This window comes from Kordia sp. (genome assembly GCF_965283645.1).
Classification (GTDB): Bacteria; Bacteroidota; Bacteroidia; order Flavobacteriales; family Flavobacteriaceae; genus Kordia.
The window spans coordinates 2010868-2029333 of sequence record NZ_CBDIPG010000001.1 but is presented as its reverse complement, the minus strand read 5'-3'; the positions used below and the strand labels follow the sequence as shown (position 1 = coordinate 2029333).

General features: G+C 32.4%; 19 protein-coding genes and 2 pseudogenes. 16 read left to right on the top strand and 5 right to left on the bottom strand.

Features of this window, described 5'->3' with window-relative positions; genetic code table 11:
* The first annotated feature begins 1 nt into the window (after nucleotide 1).
* From ACQ654_RS08865 to rimK, 12 genes and pseudogenes are all read left to right on the top strand, one after another.
* Nucleotides 2–1474 carry a glycosyltransferase family 4 protein gene (locus ACQ654_RS08865; protein ID WP_430409964.1) on the top strand — a complete coding sequence of 491 codons (1473 nt, stop codon included), beginning with the start codon at nucleotides 2–4 and terminating at the stop codon, nucleotides 1472–1474.
* Nucleotides 1471–2256 (top strand): galactosyltransferase-related protein, encoded by a 786-nt coding sequence (locus tag ACQ654_RS08860; protein WP_430409963.1) that lies wholly within the window; start codon nucleotides 1471–1473, stop codon nucleotides 2254–2256. The genes ACQ654_RS08865 and ACQ654_RS08860 overlap by 4 nt, the downstream gene beginning before the upstream one ends.
* 141 nt (nucleotides 2257–2397) lie before the next feature.
* Entirely contained in the window at nucleotides 2398–2727 is a 330-nt protein-coding gene (locus ACQ654_RS08855) for a hypothetical protein (RefSeq protein ID WP_430409962.1), read from the top strand.
* A 25-nt stretch (nucleotides 2728–2752) separates the two neighbouring features.
* Nucleotides 2753–2992: an acyl carrier protein gene (locus ACQ654_RS08850; RefSeq protein WP_430409961.1), complete on the top strand. Its 240-nt coding sequence runs from the start codon at nucleotides 2753–2755 to the stop codon at nucleotides 2990–2992.
* 57 nt (nucleotides 2993–3049) lie between these two features.
* Nucleotides 3050–4225, top strand: coding sequence for a radical SAM protein (locus ACQ654_RS08845; protein WP_430409960.1), 1176 nt, complete (start codon nucleotides 3050–3052; stop codon nucleotides 4223–4225).
* 258 nt (nucleotides 4226–4483) lie between these two features.
* Nucleotides 4484–4642 carry a hypothetical protein gene (locus ACQ654_RS08840; protein ID WP_430409959.1) on the top strand — a complete coding sequence of 53 codons (159 nt, stop codon included), beginning with the start codon at nucleotides 4484–4486 and terminating at the stop codon, nucleotides 4640–4642.
* A gap of 696 nt (nucleotides 4643–5338) precedes the next feature.
* Nucleotides 5339–5488: pseudogene (locus tag ACQ654_RS08835) on the top strand (arginine decarboxylase); the annotation flags it as partial.
* Nucleotides 5489–5523: 35 nt separating this feature from the next.
* Nucleotides 5524–5835 (top strand): hypothetical protein, encoded by a 312-nt coding sequence (locus tag ACQ654_RS08830; protein WP_430409958.1) that lies wholly within the window; start codon nucleotides 5524–5526, stop codon nucleotides 5833–5835.
* Between the two features lie 15 nt (nucleotides 5836–5850).
* Nucleotides 5851–6303 (top strand): NUDIX hydrolase, encoded by a 453-nt coding sequence (locus ACQ654_RS08825; RefSeq protein WP_430409957.1) that lies wholly within the window; start codon nucleotides 5851–5853, stop codon nucleotides 6301–6303.
* The gene (locus tag ACQ654_RS08820; RefSeq protein WP_430409956.1) at nucleotides 6269–6685 is read left to right on the top strand and encodes a VOC family protein; all 417 of its coding nucleotides are present in this window, start codon (nucleotides 6269–6271) and stop codon (nucleotides 6683–6685) included. Before ACQ654_RS08825 ends, ACQ654_RS08820 begins: the two co-directional genes overlap by 35 nt.
* Before the next feature lie 7 nt (nucleotides 6686–6692).
* A pseudogene (locus ACQ654_RS08815) lies at nucleotides 6693–7680 on the top strand (GNAT family N-acetyltransferase); the annotation flags it as partial.
* A 27-nt stretch (nucleotides 7681–7707) separates the two neighbouring features.
* Nucleotides 7708–9087, top strand: coding sequence for a 30S ribosomal protein S6--L-glutamate ligase (gene rimK / locus ACQ654_RS08810; RefSeq protein WP_430409955.1), 1380 nt, complete (start codon nucleotides 7708–7710; stop codon nucleotides 9085–9087).
* A gap of 125 nt (nucleotides 9088–9212) precedes the next feature.
* Here the strand turns inward: rimK and ACQ654_RS08805 are convergent, their stop codons facing one another.
* Nucleotides 9213–10826 (bottom strand): alkaline phosphatase family protein, encoded by a 1614-nt coding sequence (locus tag ACQ654_RS08805; protein ID WP_430409954.1) that lies wholly within the window; start codon nucleotides 10824–10826, stop codon nucleotides 9213–9215.
* A 370-nt stretch (nucleotides 10827–11196) separates the two neighbouring features.
* On the opposite strand from ACQ654_RS08805, the gene ACQ654_RS08800 reads away from it, so the two are divergent.
* Together ACQ654_RS08800 and ACQ654_RS08795 are read left to right on the top strand one after the other, a co-directional pair.
* Entirely contained in the window at nucleotides 11197–11556 is a 360-nt protein-coding gene (locus ACQ654_RS08800) for a hypothetical protein (protein ID WP_430409953.1), read from the top strand.
* Between the two features lie 85 nt (nucleotides 11557–11641).
* Nucleotides 11642–12058: a hypothetical protein gene (locus ACQ654_RS08795; RefSeq protein WP_430409952.1), complete on the top strand. Its 417-nt coding sequence runs from the start codon at nucleotides 11642–11644 to the stop codon at nucleotides 12056–12058.
* A gap of 33 nt (nucleotides 12059–12091) precedes the next feature.
* Here the strand turns inward: ACQ654_RS08795 and ACQ654_RS08790 are convergent, their stop codons facing one another.
* From ACQ654_RS08790 to ACQ654_RS08775, 4 genes are all read right to left on the bottom strand, one after another.
* Nucleotides 12092–12838 carry a LytR/AlgR family response regulator transcription factor gene (locus ACQ654_RS08790; RefSeq protein WP_430409951.1) on the bottom strand — a complete coding sequence of 249 codons (747 nt, stop codon included), beginning with the start codon at nucleotides 12836–12838 and terminating at the stop codon, nucleotides 12092–12094.
* Between the two features lie 3 nt (nucleotides 12839–12841).
* The gene (locus ACQ654_RS08785) at nucleotides 12842–14356 is read right to left on the bottom strand and encodes a tetratricopeptide repeat-containing sensor histidine kinase (RefSeq protein ID WP_430409950.1); all 1515 of its coding nucleotides are present in this window, start codon (nucleotides 14354–14356) and stop codon (nucleotides 12842–12844) included.
* A 225-nt stretch (nucleotides 14357–14581) separates the two neighbouring features.
* On the bottom strand, nucleotides 14582–15151 hold the full coding sequence (locus ACQ654_RS08780) for a hypothetical protein (RefSeq protein ID WP_430409949.1): 570 nt from the start codon (nucleotides 15149–15151) through the stop codon (nucleotides 14582–14584).
* 377 nt (nucleotides 15152–15528) lie between these two features.
* Entirely contained in the window at nucleotides 15529–16080 is a 552-nt protein-coding gene (locus ACQ654_RS08775) for a hypothetical protein (RefSeq protein ID WP_430409948.1), read from the bottom strand.
* A gap of 310 nt (nucleotides 16081–16390) precedes the next feature.
* Between ACQ654_RS08775 and ACQ654_RS08770 the strand changes: the two genes are divergently transcribed.
* On the top strand, nucleotides 16391–16651 hold the full coding sequence (locus ACQ654_RS08770; RefSeq protein ID WP_430409947.1) for a DUF4212 domain-containing protein: 261 nt from the start codon (nucleotides 16391–16393) through the stop codon (nucleotides 16649–16651).
* A gap of 28 nt (nucleotides 16652–16679) precedes the next feature.
* A complete protein-coding gene (locus tag ACQ654_RS08765; RefSeq protein WP_430409946.1) occupies nucleotides 16680–18455 on the top strand; it encodes a sodium:solute symporter family protein in 1776 nt (591 codons plus the stop codon).
* Nucleotides 18456–18466: the final 11 nt, after the last annotated feature.

Here is an 18466-nt window from a genome sequence, read left to right as displayed (position 1 = left end):
TATGACGTTAAAAAAAATCGGCTTTGTATGTATTGGTCTAAAAGGTTGGCTCAGTCTGGAAAGAACAAAAACATTTTATGTAGAAAGTTTACAAAAGACGCACGATGTTATTTTAATTCATAGCGAACAAGAGTTTTTTGACACACTGCAGCACTTTGATGTCATTATTAATTTTTTCGGGAACTTAGTTTGGGAACACAAACACAACATTAAAGTACCTGTTGTGTTTTGTTTGCACGGTGGCGCTGTTTTAAACTATGAATTTCTAATCAACAATGCTGAAAAAGTAAATGCTCATGATGCTTTCATCGTAAATTGCACAAGCGATACAACCATTTTACAAAAAATATTTAAAACGCCACCAAACACGCATTTACTCAAGTTACCGATAAGCAAAGATATAGCATTGAACTATTCTAAAAATGATTGCAAATCTGTATTCAATATCAACGAGAACACACTATTGTTAGGATATGTAGCTCGGATTTTACCTCAAAAAAATCTACATCAAGCCATTTACATGCTACACAAAGTAAAACATGAAATTACGAAAGATGTAAAACTGATTATAATTGGTGATTATTGGGTAGATTATCCAATTCTAAATTGGCAAAAAACAGAAGACGCATATCATTTGTACATAAATGAACTCATAAGTTCGTTAGGACTAAGTGAAAACATATTTCAATTTCAGTCAAATCTCAGTAATGAAGAATTAACACTATCCTATGGCGCGTTAGATTTTTTAATACATCCAACAAACTCTTTAGATGAAAACTTTGGCTATGCACCAATTGAAGCGATGAAATGTGGAACGCCTGTTATTGGAACTGCTTATGGCGGATTGAAAGACTCCATTGTACATCAAAAAACGGGTTTCTTATTAGACACTTGGAGTGCAGCATCAGGTATCAGATCAGCATATTACGAAGGATTAGAATTCATAAAAGAACTCTATCATGATACCGCTTTAAAAGAAAAAGTAACCAACAATTGCTTGGAAAGAGCTGAAAAATACTATTCGTTTCAAAGTTGTGCTCAAAATTTGGTTGACATCATTAATATTTCCGCAAATACTGAATTAGCCGCAAGCAATATGGAAGGGAATTTAGATTTCGTACCCTATGAAGAAAATAACTATTTGCCAAACGTAAAACCTTCATGGAATTATTATAAAAAAGTGGCACAAATTTATTGCAATACTTCAATAGAAAACATAAAATTTTCAAATATACTTTCGCTACAAACGTTCAGCAACTATACAATTCAAGACAACGAAATTACATTTCAAGATCCAGCTTGGCCATTACAAATACCTTTTACCAATCAAACCAAAGAAATTATAGACGCTTGTAAAGAAGGTATTGATTATGACGAATTACAAACAAAATTATCGTTTAAATTAGACACTAACGCGCTTTTAAAATTACTCTCAATAGGAGCTTTAGTATATTCTCAACACAAAACAGCATGAATGTAAGTATTATTATTCCGTGGAGCAACCGACCAGATTTGGCGCAGAGTTTAGAAAAGAATCATGATACATTCAATTTTGATCACATCGAAATCATTATTGTCAATTTTGGTGGAAATATTGCGGAAATCAATACAATTGTAACTGCGTCTGCACTGAAAAACATCAAAATAATACATATAGAAAGTGAGGTTTTTAACAAATCGAAAGCCATAAATATTGGCGCGTATCATGCTAAAAATGAAACACTATTTATATTAGACTGCGATATTGTACTGAACGACGCTATCAATACCATAACAGCAGATTTGAAAGATGAAAATTCATTCTTAACACTTCAAAAAACAACAGAAAGCAACAGAAGTTCCAAAAAAATAATTGAAGGTGAAATTAAGGAAATTGCGTATTACATTGGTTTTAAAAATCAAAAAGGAAAGGAAGTTATTGTGGAAACCAACCGAATGTTTCTAGGTGAAAACGCTAGAAGTTGTCCAGGTTTGGTCATTCTGTCAAAATCTAATTTTATCAAAATAGGAGGAATGAATTCGGATTTAGTCGGTTGGGGTTGGGAAGATATCGATTTTGTGTACAGATTAGAATATCATGAAATTAAACGTATAAAAAAAGGAAATTGCATTCACCTGAGTCATTCCGACAACAAACGATATTTAATCCAAGAAGACAAAGCTACCAACGAGGATTTAAACTTTAAAAAAGCACTTGCTAATTATCTAATTGGGCACTTTTTAGGAACGTATGAAGAAGATACTGACGCCTTGTGATTTAAAACCGTATTGCGTAACAAAATCAAAAGACATTTCTTTACTTCAACAAAAAAATGACACAAAAAAAAGGTATATTTACTATCGATATATTCAAAAAAATCGAATTAATTAAAATAGTATAATCATTGAAAATATAACATGAAAATCGTACAAGTAGACTCTTTTGAAGAAAAACTGAAAGCACAATTTGAAAAAGTTTTTGAAATGCGTTTTCCTACTGAAGATGCAATTTATGTAAGTAATGAAGAAATTGCGCGTGAATATTTCAAAACAGGAAGTATATTTTATATAAAATACAAAATACATTATACAGTAAAAAACGAGCAATGTATTACGGATCAAATTATTTTGTTCTTTCACAAAAATGGAGAAGTAGCCTATTGCTTATTTTATGACGATTTAGAAGTTAGAGAATATCACAAATTTGATCAAGACGGAGATAAAACCATTGAAGCAATAAGGAAATAGCGCATAAAAAATTATACACAAACGCATGAAAGAAAAATTAGCGGCCATACTCACCGAAATTTTAGAAGAAACCATTACTCCAGAAAATATTCAGGAAGAAACCAATCTTACTACAGATTTCGGATTAACATCACTTAATGTGATGTACTTTATTTTAGAAATTGAAAATGTTTTTGGAGTTGAAGTTGATTTAGAAGAGGTTGATGTAAAAACATTTTTTACGTACAAAACACTAAAAGAATTCATTGAGCGCGAGCAAGCATAAAATGAAATCACATGTTTTCAAATTACATGTACAAACCTTTGACAAACACTACACATCATGCAACCAAAAAGCACCAAACCCTATACCGTAGAATCATTACAGCGATTTAAAGAGAAAATTGATTTCACGCGAAAATGCTATACGGAACGATTAAAAGATCCTACGTTTGCCACAGAAGTGCCACGTGAAATAGGATTAAAACTAACCAATAGATGTGATTTGCGTTGTACACATTGTTTCCAATGGAATGATGCTGGTTTTCATAGACAATTAGACAAAAGCGAAGTAAAAGTTCAAGGAGATTTAGACATTGAAATTGTAAAAAAACTATTTGCAGCAACACGTCACACAAAATCACATTTTTATTTATGGGGCGGCGAACCAATGATTTATACATATTGGAATGAATTGGTAGAATTATTGGCAAATGATCCGAGAGATACGGTAGTTTGTACGAACGGACTATCCATCAAACGAAAAGTAGATTCATTGATAAAAATATCTGAAAGACTCACCACGTTAGTAAGTGTAGAAGGTTTGGAAGCACAGCATGATAAACTCAGAGGGAAAGGTACTTTTAAAAAAATAATGGACAATATTGATTATCTAATCGATTTGCAAAAACAAGATATCTACAAAGGTCATATTTCCATTGCTGCAGTATTTAGCGAAGATTTAATTCCGCATTTATACGAATGTTGTGAATACTTTGAAGAAAAAGGAATTGACACGTTGTATTTTAACTTTCCATGGTACATTCCTGATGATGAAGCAGAAAAGATGACTAACTTTTACAACGAAAACTATTCGTGGCTTGAAAAGTCGCGCATTCGAAGAAAAACGTGGGAATCATTTGATTTTCATATTGATATAAACAAGTTAAATGATTTACTTGCTCAAATAAATCGAATCTTAGCTAAAACTTGGAAGATTAGAATACGTTTTCAGCCAAACTTGGAATTGCACGAAATCAAAGGATATCTTGAAGGAAAATCCAAAGCGCCTTCATGTAAATCTACCTGTTTAGGAATTTCAAACCGTATGGATGTAATGCCTTCTGGAAGTGTAGTTTCATGTAAAAAATTCACTGAATTTAAAATGGGAAGTCTTCACAAAAACTCTATGAAAGAAGTATGGCATGGCGAAACATTTCATAAATTTAGAAAAACACATAACAACGAATTGATGCCTATTTGTGCCAAATGTGAAATATTATTTTCCAATGGAATGTAGCAATTAATCTCATATCATTTTTATAGAAGAATACTAGATGCTATTTTTCAGTATACTATTCTGAAATTATAACAAACTAATTGTAAGTGGATTGTATTTTCTTATACGTTCAATTCCCTAAAACTACGTTGCTATTTCTTCTTTAAACTTACGATAACGCATGTGTAAATGAGAAAATAAAAACTCCTTAAAAAAGAATTGAGGGCTAGATAGTTACAAAAAAAATAGCTATATTTGATTGAATAAATTCTTATAATTATGAAAAATAAAAAAAGTGAAAAGTCTTTAAAATTAAAAAAAACTAAGGTTTTAAAGTTTCACCAAATGGAAACACTTCTTGGTGGACTTGTGGATACTACATGTACTGAAGAAACGAACGACGCACCTAAAAGAGATTTGAGATCACCTCTTGGTTAAGAATTGAGTACACTTTAAAAAAACAAAAATGCTACACTATACTTATGTACAGTGTAGCATTTTTGTTTTTAAATAAATCTGATTATAATAATATAAATTGAAGTAAAAGTTTCGAAATACGTATGCTAAGAAAACTTGGTTACAAACAGCTTCTTCTCTAACTTTTAAAAATAAACCAATTCTCTTTAAATTCTCTATTAAAAAATCAAACCTTCAATACTTGAGGTCACAACACATAACAAACTACGTCAAATGATGTGGTTTCTTGTTTCAATCTCCTTTTCATTTTCAAGACAATTTATAACCCTATTGAAGTATCAATTTCCCAGGCAATTCCAATTGAAAATAAAAAAAATAAAAAAAAGTTTTTTCAATTCATTTTTTTACTATGTTTGTTTAGTAAATGAGTTCACAAATAGAACGCATTGCCTATATAAATGAATACTTTTTTCAGATTCGGGCTTAGGAGAATAAAGAAGTCTACTCCAAAAGCTGTCTTACGTATAAGACGCCGAATTCTCAGGCTGACTTCTGAAACAGAACATACTTTTAAGTGCCTACTACAACGCACGTTCATACCGTTTACGGTGTTTACTTTCCGTATTTGAGAAAATCAAATTCTTATCACTTTTAATTACTAGTTCAACATTTAGTAATTCTTGCTTATTTCTATAATTTTTTCAACTCATTTTTTAAATGAAAACTAAATATATTGATCTTATCGAGCAGACATTTTATTTCCCTCAAAAAGAATTCAAACTCGATGAAAACAACAAATTACAATTTCACGGCATCGATCTCACAAAACTCGTTGCTCAATATGTTGCGCCATTAATATTTGCATACTTTTTAAATCTATAACCAAATCAAAAAATACAATCATGAAAACTCAAGGAAACGACTTAAAGCGCGTCATTGTTGACTTTAAAAAGTTGACACCAGAAATATTAGGACTTTTGGTAGAAAAATATCCTGATGGCTATGACGACTTTCATATTATAAAATTTAAAAATGCTAAAGGAGAAGCGGTAGAAGCTGTAGAAGTAATATCAGGCGATACAAAATACTTGGTAAAAGTAAGTGTGAAGCTTGAATTAACGATGGAAAACTATGATGAAGATGATTATGAAGATTATGATGACAACGATCCAGATGCAGTACAAGCGCCAATAGTAAACGAAGACGATTACTAAATCAGACGGTTCCGTATGAAAACGATTCATAAAACACGTTTATTAGCAGTCAATGCAGATCAACTTCTAGTTATTGAAAAAGTTGGAATACTCAAAAAACTCACGCTTTCTGGAGGTGTAAAAAAACGAAACGAATCACTAGAAGGAAGTCTGAAGCGCGAAACACTAGAGGAAATAGGACTTCTAATAGATGTCCATAAGCTCTCACATGTACTATCAAATGGAGTTACAAAAAACTCAATTACAATTATAAAGCATCACTTTGTACCAACGTTAAAAACGAATATATGTAAAGTAATAGAAACTGAAAAATTCAAAGATGTATATTGGACTTATTGGGAAAATGCGTTGCCGTATTTAGATAAAGAAGACAAAAAAGCAGTTAAAAAATATTTTAAAAGTAAATTAAAAAAGAAACTAAAACCAAACCGTAATGAAAGCAGCATTTCACCTCGCATTGCCATGTGATGACATTCAAAAAACGAAAGAATTTTATATTGACACGCTTGGCGCAAGTCAAGGAAGAGGAACAAATACTTGGGTAGATGTAAATCTTTACGGGAATCAATTAACATTTACCAACGCAGGTTCGTTCAACTTTGATTTTAAAAACTATCGCTTAAGCGGACAAGTATTGCCTTCATTTCACTTTGGAGTTATTGTCGATACAGAAACGTGGGGAAAACTCTATACAAAACTGTTTTCTATGGATATAGAAGTAACTACAGAAGTTACATTCTTAGAAAACAAAGCAGGAGAACACATTTCTTTTTTTGTAACAGATCCAGATGGTTATAAAGTAGAATTTAAAAGTTTCAAAAACGAAAACGAACTATTCATAAACGCATAAATACAGATGGCAAGAAGAGCAAATAGAAACTTTAATTGATAAGTTTTCGGAAGGGCAAGTCGTGATAAAATCAATGGCGAATTGGCTGGTTGTGCATTATCAATCATTGTAGATTATGATACTTTTGAAGATTCACATACTTACAAAGACATCATTCAAAAATCATTTGATGCACATACGAATGAAGGCGACGTTTTACACGGAATAGATGTATTTATAAAACTAAAATTTAGAGGATTGCGTCTCGGAAGACGTTTATACGATTATCGCAAAGAACTGTGTGAAAAACAAAACCTAAAAGGAATTGTATTTGGAGGACGAATGCCAAACTATCATAACTATGCGGCAACACTAAATCCAAAAGAATATATTGAAAAAGTAAAACGCAAAGAAATCAACGATTCAGTGCTAAACTTTCAAATTTCTAATGATTTTCATCCTGTAAAAGTGATGAAAGGGTATTTGGCAAGCGATACAGCTCCAACGAATTTGCGGTTTTGATGGAATGGGATAATATTTACTATGAGAAACCCAACAAAAAAGCAGTTACAAAGAAAAAAAATATGCGCTTAGGACTTATTCAGTGGCAAATGCGTCCGTATAAAGATTTGGAAGAATTACTACAGCAAGCTGAATTTTCCATTTCATACAACATTAACGTTATTTCGGGAAGCATGCCAGAAATGCGAGATGGAAAACTATACAATGTAGGTTATTTATGCAAACGTGATGGAACTTTAGAACGTTATGAAAAATTACATGTTACGCCAGATGAAGCTAAAGTTTGGGGAATGCAAGGTGGAAACACGCTCAAAACATTTGACACAGATTGTGGAAAAATTGGCATACTTATCTGTTATGATTCTGAATTTCCAGAATTAAGTCGTTTATTAGCAGATGTCGATATCGATTTACTGCGAGAATTAAACCAATTTGGCGCTGTAAAAAACCTAAGAGATCGAAGAAAAGACCTGTTTGAACTCAGGAAAAAATAAATTAATTTAAAAAAAAGAAGAAACGATTTGAATTCAACAACATTAAAAATTATTGGTAGTGAAGAGTGGTGTAGTTTTGAAAACTTGGCAATTCCTGCCATTAAAGCACGTGTAGATTCGGGCGCAAAAACATCATCGATTCAGGCTAATAATATAAAACTAATCGAAGATGTAAATGAAGAATGGGTAAGTTTTGAAGTCAATCCGATACAAGAAAACAAAAGTATCGTTGTAAAGTGTAAAGCAAAGGTTTTTGACAAGCGTTTGGTAAAAAGTTCAAGCGGAACTTCGGAAGTACGGTATGTCATTATATCACCTGTAACAATTGGAAATGATACTTTTGAAATAGAATTGACACTTGCCAATCGTGATGCAATGGAATTCAGAATGTTGTTAGGGCGTGAAGCATTGATGCAACGTTTTATGGTAAATCCTTCAGAAACGTATTTAGCGTCTAACTTTATAGATGATGAAATTCGTGAGAAGTACAAGCACTTAATCAAGAAAAAAACAGGATTAAAAATTGCCCTATTAGCGAGTAATCCCGCATTGTTTAGTAACAAGCGAATCATAGAAGCAGGAATTGCAAGAGGACATGAAATGGTGTTTTTAAATGTAGAACAAGCTTATATGAAGTTTGATGCCAACGAACCACAAGTTCGGTATCGTGGTGGAAATATTGTGGACGAATTTGACGCAATTATCCCAAGAATCAAACCATCGGTAACGTTTTATGCATGTGCACTAATTCGTCAGTTTGATGCAATGGGCGCATATTGTTTAAATTCTGCGGAAGCAATTACACAATCAAGAGACAAACTGCAAGCGACACAATTGTTTGCAAAACATGAAATTAACATTCCAATCACAGGTTTTGCAAATTCGCCATTAGATACAAAAGATTTAATAAAAATGGTGAATGGTGCGCCATTAATCATCAAGTTATTGGAAAGTACACAAGGAAAAGGAGTTGTTTTAGCAGAAACGACAAAAGCGGCAGAAAGTGTAATTAATGCGTTTAAAAGTGTAAAAACAAACATTTTAGTACAAGAATTTATCAAAGAAGCCAACGGACAAGATATTCGTTGTTTTGTTGTAGGCGGTAAAGTAGTGGCTTCCATGCAACGACAAGCGGCAAAAGGAGAATTTAGAGCTAACATTCATCAAGGTGGAACGGCTTCTAAAATAAAAATTACCATTGAAGAACGTAAATTGGCGATCAAAGCGGCAAAAATACTTGGATTACCTGTTGCAGGTGTAGATATCATTCGTTCCAACAAAGGACCATTACTATTGGAAGTAAATTCGTCTCCAGGTTTGGAAGGAATTGAAAATGCTACCGGATTGGATATTGCCAATATCATGATTGAATCTATAGAAAAGAAATTGAAATTTAAGCATCAATAATTTCATCAAATTAACGTTAAACAAAGCGACGACTACTTGACAAGTTATTATAAATAATCAAATCATAAAAGCGTAACAGTATTTGTTGCGCTTTTATGATTTAAAGCAATATTCCTATTTTAATTTTACGATTCTTGATGAATGTATTGATTGGCTTCTTCATCTGTTTTAAAAACGGGTGTTTTATAGTTTTCTCCAGTTTCAGCATTGCGTTTTTCAGTAAGTGCATCTGCTTGCGCTCTTAAAATCTGAGAAGCATGATCTTCTATTTGTACAGTCGGATCAGTCACAGGAGCTTTAATACCTTCTAACGGATTGTCAGTTCGTGCTGTTTCAAGTGTAAGTACATCTAACATGTCCGCCGCCGCCGCATCACGCGCGGTTAATGGAGTTAAATTGAACAATACTTCAATTGTTTTTAAAATAGAAGTATGATCTAATGGTACATCACTTTTTGTTCTGTATACAGTTCCTGCTTCTATCCAAGGTGAAATTAAAATACAAGGAACGCGAACGCCAAAACGATCAAATTTAAAACCAGTAGGTTCATTAACTGATGCCGCGTTTGGTTGTGCGGCTCCTGTAGGTGGAGTTACGTGATCATAACAACCTCCATGTTCATCATAATTAATGATAAATAACGTGTTTTCCCAATAATCAGATTCTCTAATTGCATTGTATATTTTTAAGATATAATCTTCACCTAAAGAAACGTCATAATTAGGATGCTGACTATTGCCGTAACTTCCCCATGATGGTTCTAAAAAAGTATAATCTGGAAGTGTTCCGTTTTGTAATGCTTCTTCAAATTTTGTGTATTTTCCATACTGACAACCTGTAGGAATTGTGAGTCCTATAGTTTCTGTTGTTTTTTCAGGTGTAGATATATCTGCGCAAAAGTTAAATGTATACGGTTCTTTTTTGGCTTCGTATCCAAAAATTCCCCATGTATGCCCATTGTTAGAAAGATGTTTAAAAATACTCGGAGCACTATATCTTTTTTCTTCATCATACAAGTTGCCTTGTGAAGTTGCCATATGCATAAATGCTCTATTAGGAAGTGTTTCGGAAGGAACAGAACAATGATACTGATCGCAAACAGCATATCCTTTTGCCAAATTTGATAGGATAGGAAGTAAATCAGGAGTGTACATTCCCATAATATCACTTGGTACAGTACCTGGAAATTTTGATACAATTTTCAGACCTGATTTTGGCGGAAGTTCTTCTTTATACCAAGCTTTATAAGCTTCATTTGTATAATCTTTGGAATGATCATAGTTTTTATCGTATGCTTTTTTTTCAGTTGTTTTGGTAGCAACCGTTTTTTTCTCCTTTGGATCTCCGTAATATTTAGTATCAATTTTATTATGAAAATCACGCACAAAACCTTGATTTGGACCAATTTTGGTTGGAAAAGGAGGATTTAAAGATCCGAATAATTGAAAATTTGTATTCATAAAACCTTCACCCGGATCCATTTTGGGCATATAATACGCATACTTATCATTTTTATCAATTGGAAACACCTTAACGCTGCCACCTTTACCATCAGGGTTTGTTTCATTGCCTGTCAATCCTTCAAATGGATGTCCAAGTGGCGATATATTAATCGTTGTTTTATCGGTATTTTTATTTTTATAACTATCGTTGTATAAAAATCCTAACATATGGTCGAATGATCTGTTTTCAAACATTACGACGACGACATGCTTAATTTTGCTATTAATTGTAGTCATTCCTTTGTAGATTAGTTAAGAACATCAAGGTATAGCATACTATGGTAACTTCCAAATATAGCCTTAGAAAGAGCGAGTTATACGTAGGAAATAGTTTTCTGCTGCTTTCATGCCAAAATAAGTACACTTATGCTCAAATAGCCAACGCTTAAGGACTTCTTTAAAAATGCAACGCTTTATTTTATCAATTTTGAAATAACAAAACGCACAAAAAATAAACCAAGTGTGTTTTTCAAAACAAACGTAATCATACAAATTCCTTCGATTGAGTAGCTACGATCATTTTTATGCATTGCGAAGTAAAAGGTGGAATCCGAAAAGCCTGTGTTGAATAGAGTAGGAGTTTATAACCAATTTAAAATTTAAAATTATGAGTGCAAAGAATTCAAAAAATCCAAAGATTGATAAAACAGGAAGAGCAGAAGTAAAAGCAACTAGAACATGTACTTGGGTGACAGTTAATGGAGGAAATTCAACTATGACGGTGACTAATCAGAGTCGTAAAAATGAATTAAGTATTATCATTTCAGGAGTGCCAGATGATGTAAAAGGTTTTATTAATGGTAAGACAGCAGATTTAAATGGATACCATATAGTTCCACCCAATAGTCCATCGTATTCGATTGTTGGGTCTGGTAACTTTAAAGGAGTTGAGGTAACATTAGAAAATAATACAAGTGAAGATAATGAAGCTGTCGCATTAGTAGTTGCTACTAATAGAGATAAGTAATAAATAGTCCGGGAAGAGTCAATTTATATAAATTGACTCTTTTTGAGTTCAAATAGATATGAAAGCTTTTTTATAAAAATAACATATGCAATTTAGATTATCCATACTATTATTGTTTGTATGTTGTCAAGTTTTTAGTCAACATATTATTAAACATTCTAAAGTAGAAACAGTTTTGATTTATCAGTATGAATATATTGTGTTAAGTACCAATAACGGTACAGAATGTATTTGCACAATAAAAAACACGAATAATTCACAAGAAGTTATAGTTACTATAATTGGCGATACGCAGAACACCTTTTTTAATAATAATTCAAGATTAAACGGAATCCACGTACTTAGTGTAAAAGAGCAAATCATTGCAATTTCAAATTTTAAAGGAAGTCAAATAATTATTTCTAATTTTTCAATTAATGATGCTCCAGTTTTTATAGGTTTTTTATGTCCTTCAACGTTTTCAAAAACTCCAGAAACATTAAATCTTCATAAAAAGAATTGAATAGATAACTTGATAAGTAGTTAATTTTCTATGTTATTTCAAAAACAACCCATCCTTTAAAAAAGCAGTTTTAAAACGCGTACTAAATGGAATTTGATGATCTGCTTCCATGATGATTAAATTATCTTCCATATATAACTCTTTGATTTTTTTACTATTTATCACATAATTTCTGTGTGTTTGTTTGAAGTTAGAATTAGCCAAAACCTCTATTACTTTGGAAAGTGAAAGTCGTATCAAATAGTTGCCAGTATCACAAACCAATTGACAATACTTTTGATCAACTTTAATATAACTAATGGTATTCACATTTACTTTGACTATTTTTTGTCCTTTTTTTACAAAGAAAAATTCAGGTGCAATAACTGCATTATTTTCTTCTCTACTAATCGTGTTTTTTTGTTGATGAAAGGTTTCTATGGCTAATTCAATCACATATAAAAGCTCTAATTCATTGTATGGTTTTAGTAAGTATGAAAAAGGTTTTGTATACTTTGCTTTTTCAAAAATAGCTCTACTTCGGATGCTTGTTAGAAAAATGAACGGAACTTCAATTCCATCTTTTTCTAATGTTTGAGCGAGTTCAATACCTTTGGGTTTTCCATCAATCATAATGTCTAAAATCATCATGTCAAATGTTTGTTGTCGCAAGGTTTCTATTGCTTGTATTGCATCAGGAACATGTGTAGTTTTGTAGTCATTTTTATGTAGTAAAGAAGTGAGTTCTTCTGCTTCAACTAAATCGTCTTCTAAAATTAAAATATGTATCTTTTCCATCATAGGTTATGTTTTTAGTAAAACTATTTTTATGGTTGATCCAATAGTTGGATTGTTTGAAATAAATACTTCTCCTTTGTTTTTTTTAATCAATGTTGTACACAGTAACAAGCCAAGTCCGACACCTTTTGCACGATCAATATTTGCAACGGTAATCTCTTTTAAATCATGAATAGTTTCAAGTTGTTCCTCTGAAAATCCAATGCCAGAATCTTTAATTTCAATACAAGAATTAAGTTTTGTTTCTGAGGTTTTTATTTCAATTTCACCATTATTCGGTGTATACTTAATAGCATTATCAATAAGATTTCTTAAAATAATTTTTAATGATTCTCTATCAAAACTAGCAATAATAGTTTCGTCTAAATTAGTTTTTAAAACAATATTTTTTGAAGCGGCTAAACTCTTAAAATCAAATAAAACATGTGAGATAACAGGCTGTAAAGTACTTATGTTTGCTTGAAATAATAACTGGTTGCTTTGTTCTAGTGACCAATGTAAAATATTATTTAGCAAACCATACATGCTTTCTGAGATAGCTGTTGAGGTTTCAATAGTTTTTTCAAGATTATCAAAATCATGTTCCATAACTTGATTCTTCAATGCACGATGCTGTTTCCGTAATGCATTTACAGGCGAACGTAAATCATGCGAAACCACAGAAAATAAATAATCTTTCGTGGCATTCAACTCATTCAAAGCTTCCTTTTGAGCGTTAATAATTGCATTTGCTTTTATCTTTTCACGATATAAATATAAACCTGTTCCGAGTAAAATGAGTAAAAAAATAGAAGAATAGATAAAGCCATTTCGTTCAGCAATTCTTGTTTTGTTGACAGCTTCAAGGATGCGAAATTCTTTATCTTTTTCAAGAATAGCGAGTCGTTTTTCAGTCTCTGCAGTCTTCCAAATTTTATTTTGGTTATTCAAGGAATCATTCCATTGTTCATATTCTTTTCTGTACGTTAACGATTTGCTAAACTCTTTCTTATTCTCTTCAACAATAGCCATATTAAGCGCAGTAGTAGCTTTCAAATCAAAACTTGAAACCAACTTTGAAAGTTCATATGCTTTTTCAAAATAAGGAATTGCCATCGCATCTTTATATTGTTCATAATATAAGTTTGCCAAATCTCCGTAGGAACTTACTAAATTTACGGTGTCTTTTGCGGTTTCGTGAGTTTGAGTACTTTTCAATAAAAAAAACTCAGCTCTATCAAACTGTTTTAAATGCAAATAACACAGACCAATATTATGTTCTACGCGACTTTTTTCCAACGATAAATCTGTATACACATCTAAATGTTGAACGGATTGATAATAATCAATAGCTTTTTCAAACTGATGTTGTTCCAATGCATTTCCACCTAAAAAAACTTTTGTATGATCATAAAAATAAAAATCAGGTGTAATATTCGTAAAAGCTTGTGCTGCTTGGGTAAATAATTTCTTTTCCTGAAAACTATAACCTCTTAAAAAGTGACAATAATTTTTTAACTCAGCAGTATTATTTTTAATCATTAATTGCTTGCTCGTATACACAAGTGTTGAATCCCATTTTTCCAATAAAAAAAAGGATCGCGCTTTTATAAAACTAATTTCACTATCAAAATGGGCACTTTTTTCGGTTACTTTTTCCCGAAATAGTGTGTGATCTATTTTCTGTTGAGAAAAACCAAAGAGTGATGTCAAAAAAAACCAGCAAATACATACTATTCTATTGTATAACATTAACATACGTCTTATCTATCCAGGTCTTTGTACAGTAGTGACTGTTCCTCTAGATGTTTTCGGATTGGTGCGGATTAAAAACACCTTTACTGTCTCAACATTTTTTAAATCTAAAGAAGAAACATCAGAATTAGATATAAGACTAATAGAATTTTCTTTAAAAATAATATCAAATTCATAATGCTCAAATGGGGTACTTTCTTCGGAACTATAATTTAACCTGTTAAAAGAAATATAAATATTTATTTGATAATTTCCACTAGCATTCAATACGAGTTGGTAACTTACGTTGAATACATAATCACCACCCAAAGCGATTTTTAGAAACGTAAAAACCTTAACGTTCAAAAAGTTTTCTCCTTCATAAGAAACATCAGGATGATGCATAGAAAATGCTGTAGGCGCAATAAGTGTTTTTACACTAAATATATCTTGCTCTTCTGCAGGTGTTACAACTTTTAAATTAGGTCGCATACTAACAGGTAAGGTATGTTCCCCTTTCCTGAACATAAAAAACTTTTTTTTATGATCAATATCGTAATGTGGTATTTTTTCTCCAGGAATAATGAGACTGTAGTTTGACATGAGTTTAAGTTTGGTAAGGTTATTAGTCTTTGATTAAAATTAATTTGTTATTGTGTTGTGAATCAGGTGTTTTAAGTATATGTAGTCATGCTATAAAAGCGGAACCACTATTTTGTAAGTTAAATATGAAGTTTGTGAAAAGAATTTTTGTATTGTGTACTGAGTAGTATTTGTATGCATGACTGTGGTAGATTGGCTATTAAGGATAAAAATACGCTTTTAAACAAAGTTTTTTCCTATATAAATATATTGATTTTTAATAAGAAGTGAAAAAATAATTTCAGTCAAAAATAGTTTTGGGTGAATTCAAAATACTAATAAACAAAGCTGTTTAGTCAATTTTGAACAAAATTATTTTCATAAAATAACAATCAATACTATTTGCCTTTCTTCCCTTTTTTTCCTTTTCCTCCTTTTCCTCCTTTTTCATTGACATCTTTTAAAATTTGATCCATTTTTCCACTTTGTTTTGATCCTTTTTTACCAAACCCGTGCGCAACTGAACCTTTTTTACCCTTTACAGCATCTTCTCTGGCTTTTTGTTTTTGCTCATCTTTATGAGGCGTTTGATAACGTCTTACTTTATTTGCATTTCTGGCATCAATACTTTGTTGACAGGCTTTACACTTGTGTTTTTGTTTTCCGTGTGGACAATTTACCAGTTGAACAATTTCCTTACTTTGTTTTTGAATAGTTTCAGAATTATTCTTTTCTGCTAATTGTGAAACACACGAAGCGCAACCACATCCTGTAGTATGTTTTCCTTGTAATTGAGTAGCTTTCTTATTTTGCAATTCTTTTATTTTTTGCTGTACAACAGCTTCAGGTCGATTGTCTTCGAATTCAAATGCAGTTCCTTTTTTCTGAACAATTCTACTCGCTACAGTTTGCGTAGCATTCTTTTGAGTTTTAGCAGCATGTGTATTCATAACTATTTTGATTGTAATTTTATAAAAAAATTATACTATTGAAATTTGCTTTCAACGCTTCTTACTAAATATAAAATATATTTTTCTTACACATAATGTAAAACGATATTAAAAAGTTGTTTGTCTATGAATTGTATACGATTAATGAATATTTTGAAATAAAAAAACAAAAATCCCAACCATATATTCAATTTAATAGTAGACAAATAGATGCCATTGACGGCAATACAACCGCTTTTGGTTTGGGAATAAATACATACCTTAGTAGACAGCATTCAAAATACTATCTAGTTTATAAAACCAACCAATTATGGACGATACACAAAAACGTGCAAAAGCATACTGGAAAGAAAATATAAAATACTTAATAATTCTACTATCTATTTGGTTTTTAGTTTCCTATGGATGTGGAATTCTATTCAGAGAAGAACTCAATCAATTCAGACTTGGCGGTTTCAAACTAGGCTTTTGGTTTGCACAACAAGGTTCAATCTACGTATTTGTTATCTTAATATTTGTATACGTACGATTAATGAACAAACTAGACAAAAAATACGGTTTTGACGAGTAATCCTAACTAAACTTAACAATAAAACATTATGAGTGTACAAACGTGGACTTGGATCTTAGTAGGGATTACTTTTGCCCTATACTTTGGAATCGCAATTTGGGCACGAGCTGGCTCAACAAAAGAATTTTACGTTGCTGGCGGAGGCGTGTCTCCATTAGCAAACGGAATGGCAACAGCCGCCGATTGGATGAGTGCCGCATCATTCATCAGTATGGCAGGATTAATCTCTTTTATGGGATATGATGGTTCTGTATTTTTGATGGGATGGACAGGAGGTTATGTATTACTAGCATTACTATTAGCGCCGTATTTGCGGAAATTTGGAAAATTTACAGTGCCCGATTTTATTGGAGATCGATACTACTCAAACACAGCAAGAACTGTAGCTGTAATTTGTGCATTAATAGTATCATTTACCTATGTAGCCGGGCAAATGCGTGGTGTAGGAATTGTATTTTCTCAATTTTTACAAGTAGATATCACAGTTGGAGTTATCATTGGAATGACAGTGGTTTTAATCTTTGCCTTTTTAGGCGGAATGAAAGGAATCACGTATACACAAGTTGCACAATACTGTGTACTAATCTTCGCATTCATGGTGCCAGCATTTTTTATCTCTATGCAAATGACAGGAAACATCATTCCACAAATAGGAATGGGAGGAAAAGTAGAAGGTGGCGCTTTCCTGCTCGATAAACTTGATACACTTCACACACAACTCGGTTTCAACGAATATACCAGCGGAACCAAATCAACGTGGGATGTATTTGCAATCACATTAGCATTAATGGTTGGTACTGCAGGATTACCACACGTAATTGTTCGTTTCTTTACGGTTCCTAAAGTAAAAGATGCACGTAAATCTGCAGGATTGGCATTGCTATTCATTGCAATTCTATACACAACTGCGCCAGCAATTGCGGTATTCTCACGAACAAATCTAATAGAAACGGTAAGTAACAAAGACTATCAAGAAATACCAGCTTGGTTTAAAAACTGGGAAGATACTGGGTTAATCGCTTGGGCGGATAAAAATGGAGATGGAAAGATACAATATCTGGCAGGAAGTGCTTTAGAAGGTAAAAAACCTGTCTTCACTGAAGCAAGAGGAACAAACGGAGAACGTTTAATCGCAAATGCAAGCACAGCAACCAATGAATTATATGTAGATAGAGACATTATGGTATTAGCAAATCCTGAAATTGCAAAACTTCCAAACTGGGTAATTGCTTTAGTGGCCGCTGGCGGATTAGCCGCAGCACTATCAACTGCCGCAGGATTACTACTTGTAATCTCAACATCAATCTCTCACGATTTAATCAAAAAACAATTAAAACCGAATATCTCTGAAAAAGGAGAACTATTAGCTGCACGAATTGCAATCTTTGTAGCAATCATCATTGCAGGATTGTTCGGAATTTATCCACCAGGATTTGTCGCCGCGGTGGTTGCCTTAGCATTTGGTTTGGCGGCTGCATCATTTTTTCCAGCCATCATTTTAGGAATTTTTGATAAGCGAATGAACAAAGAAGGCGCCATAGCAGGAATGGTTGTTGGTATTATGCTCATGCTATTCTACATGATTCGTTACAAAACAGGACTAATTTGGGTATTAGATCCACTGCCAAAAAGCGAATGGTGGTTTGGAACCTCACCAGAAGGTTTCGGAACCATTGCAATGTTTGTAAACGTGGTCGTTTCCATAGTTGTTTCAAGATTCACTGCCGCGCCACCAAAAGATGTACAAGATTTAGTAGAAAACATCAGAATTCCTTCTGGAGCAGGTGAAGCTTCAAGTCATTAAATTGATTACAT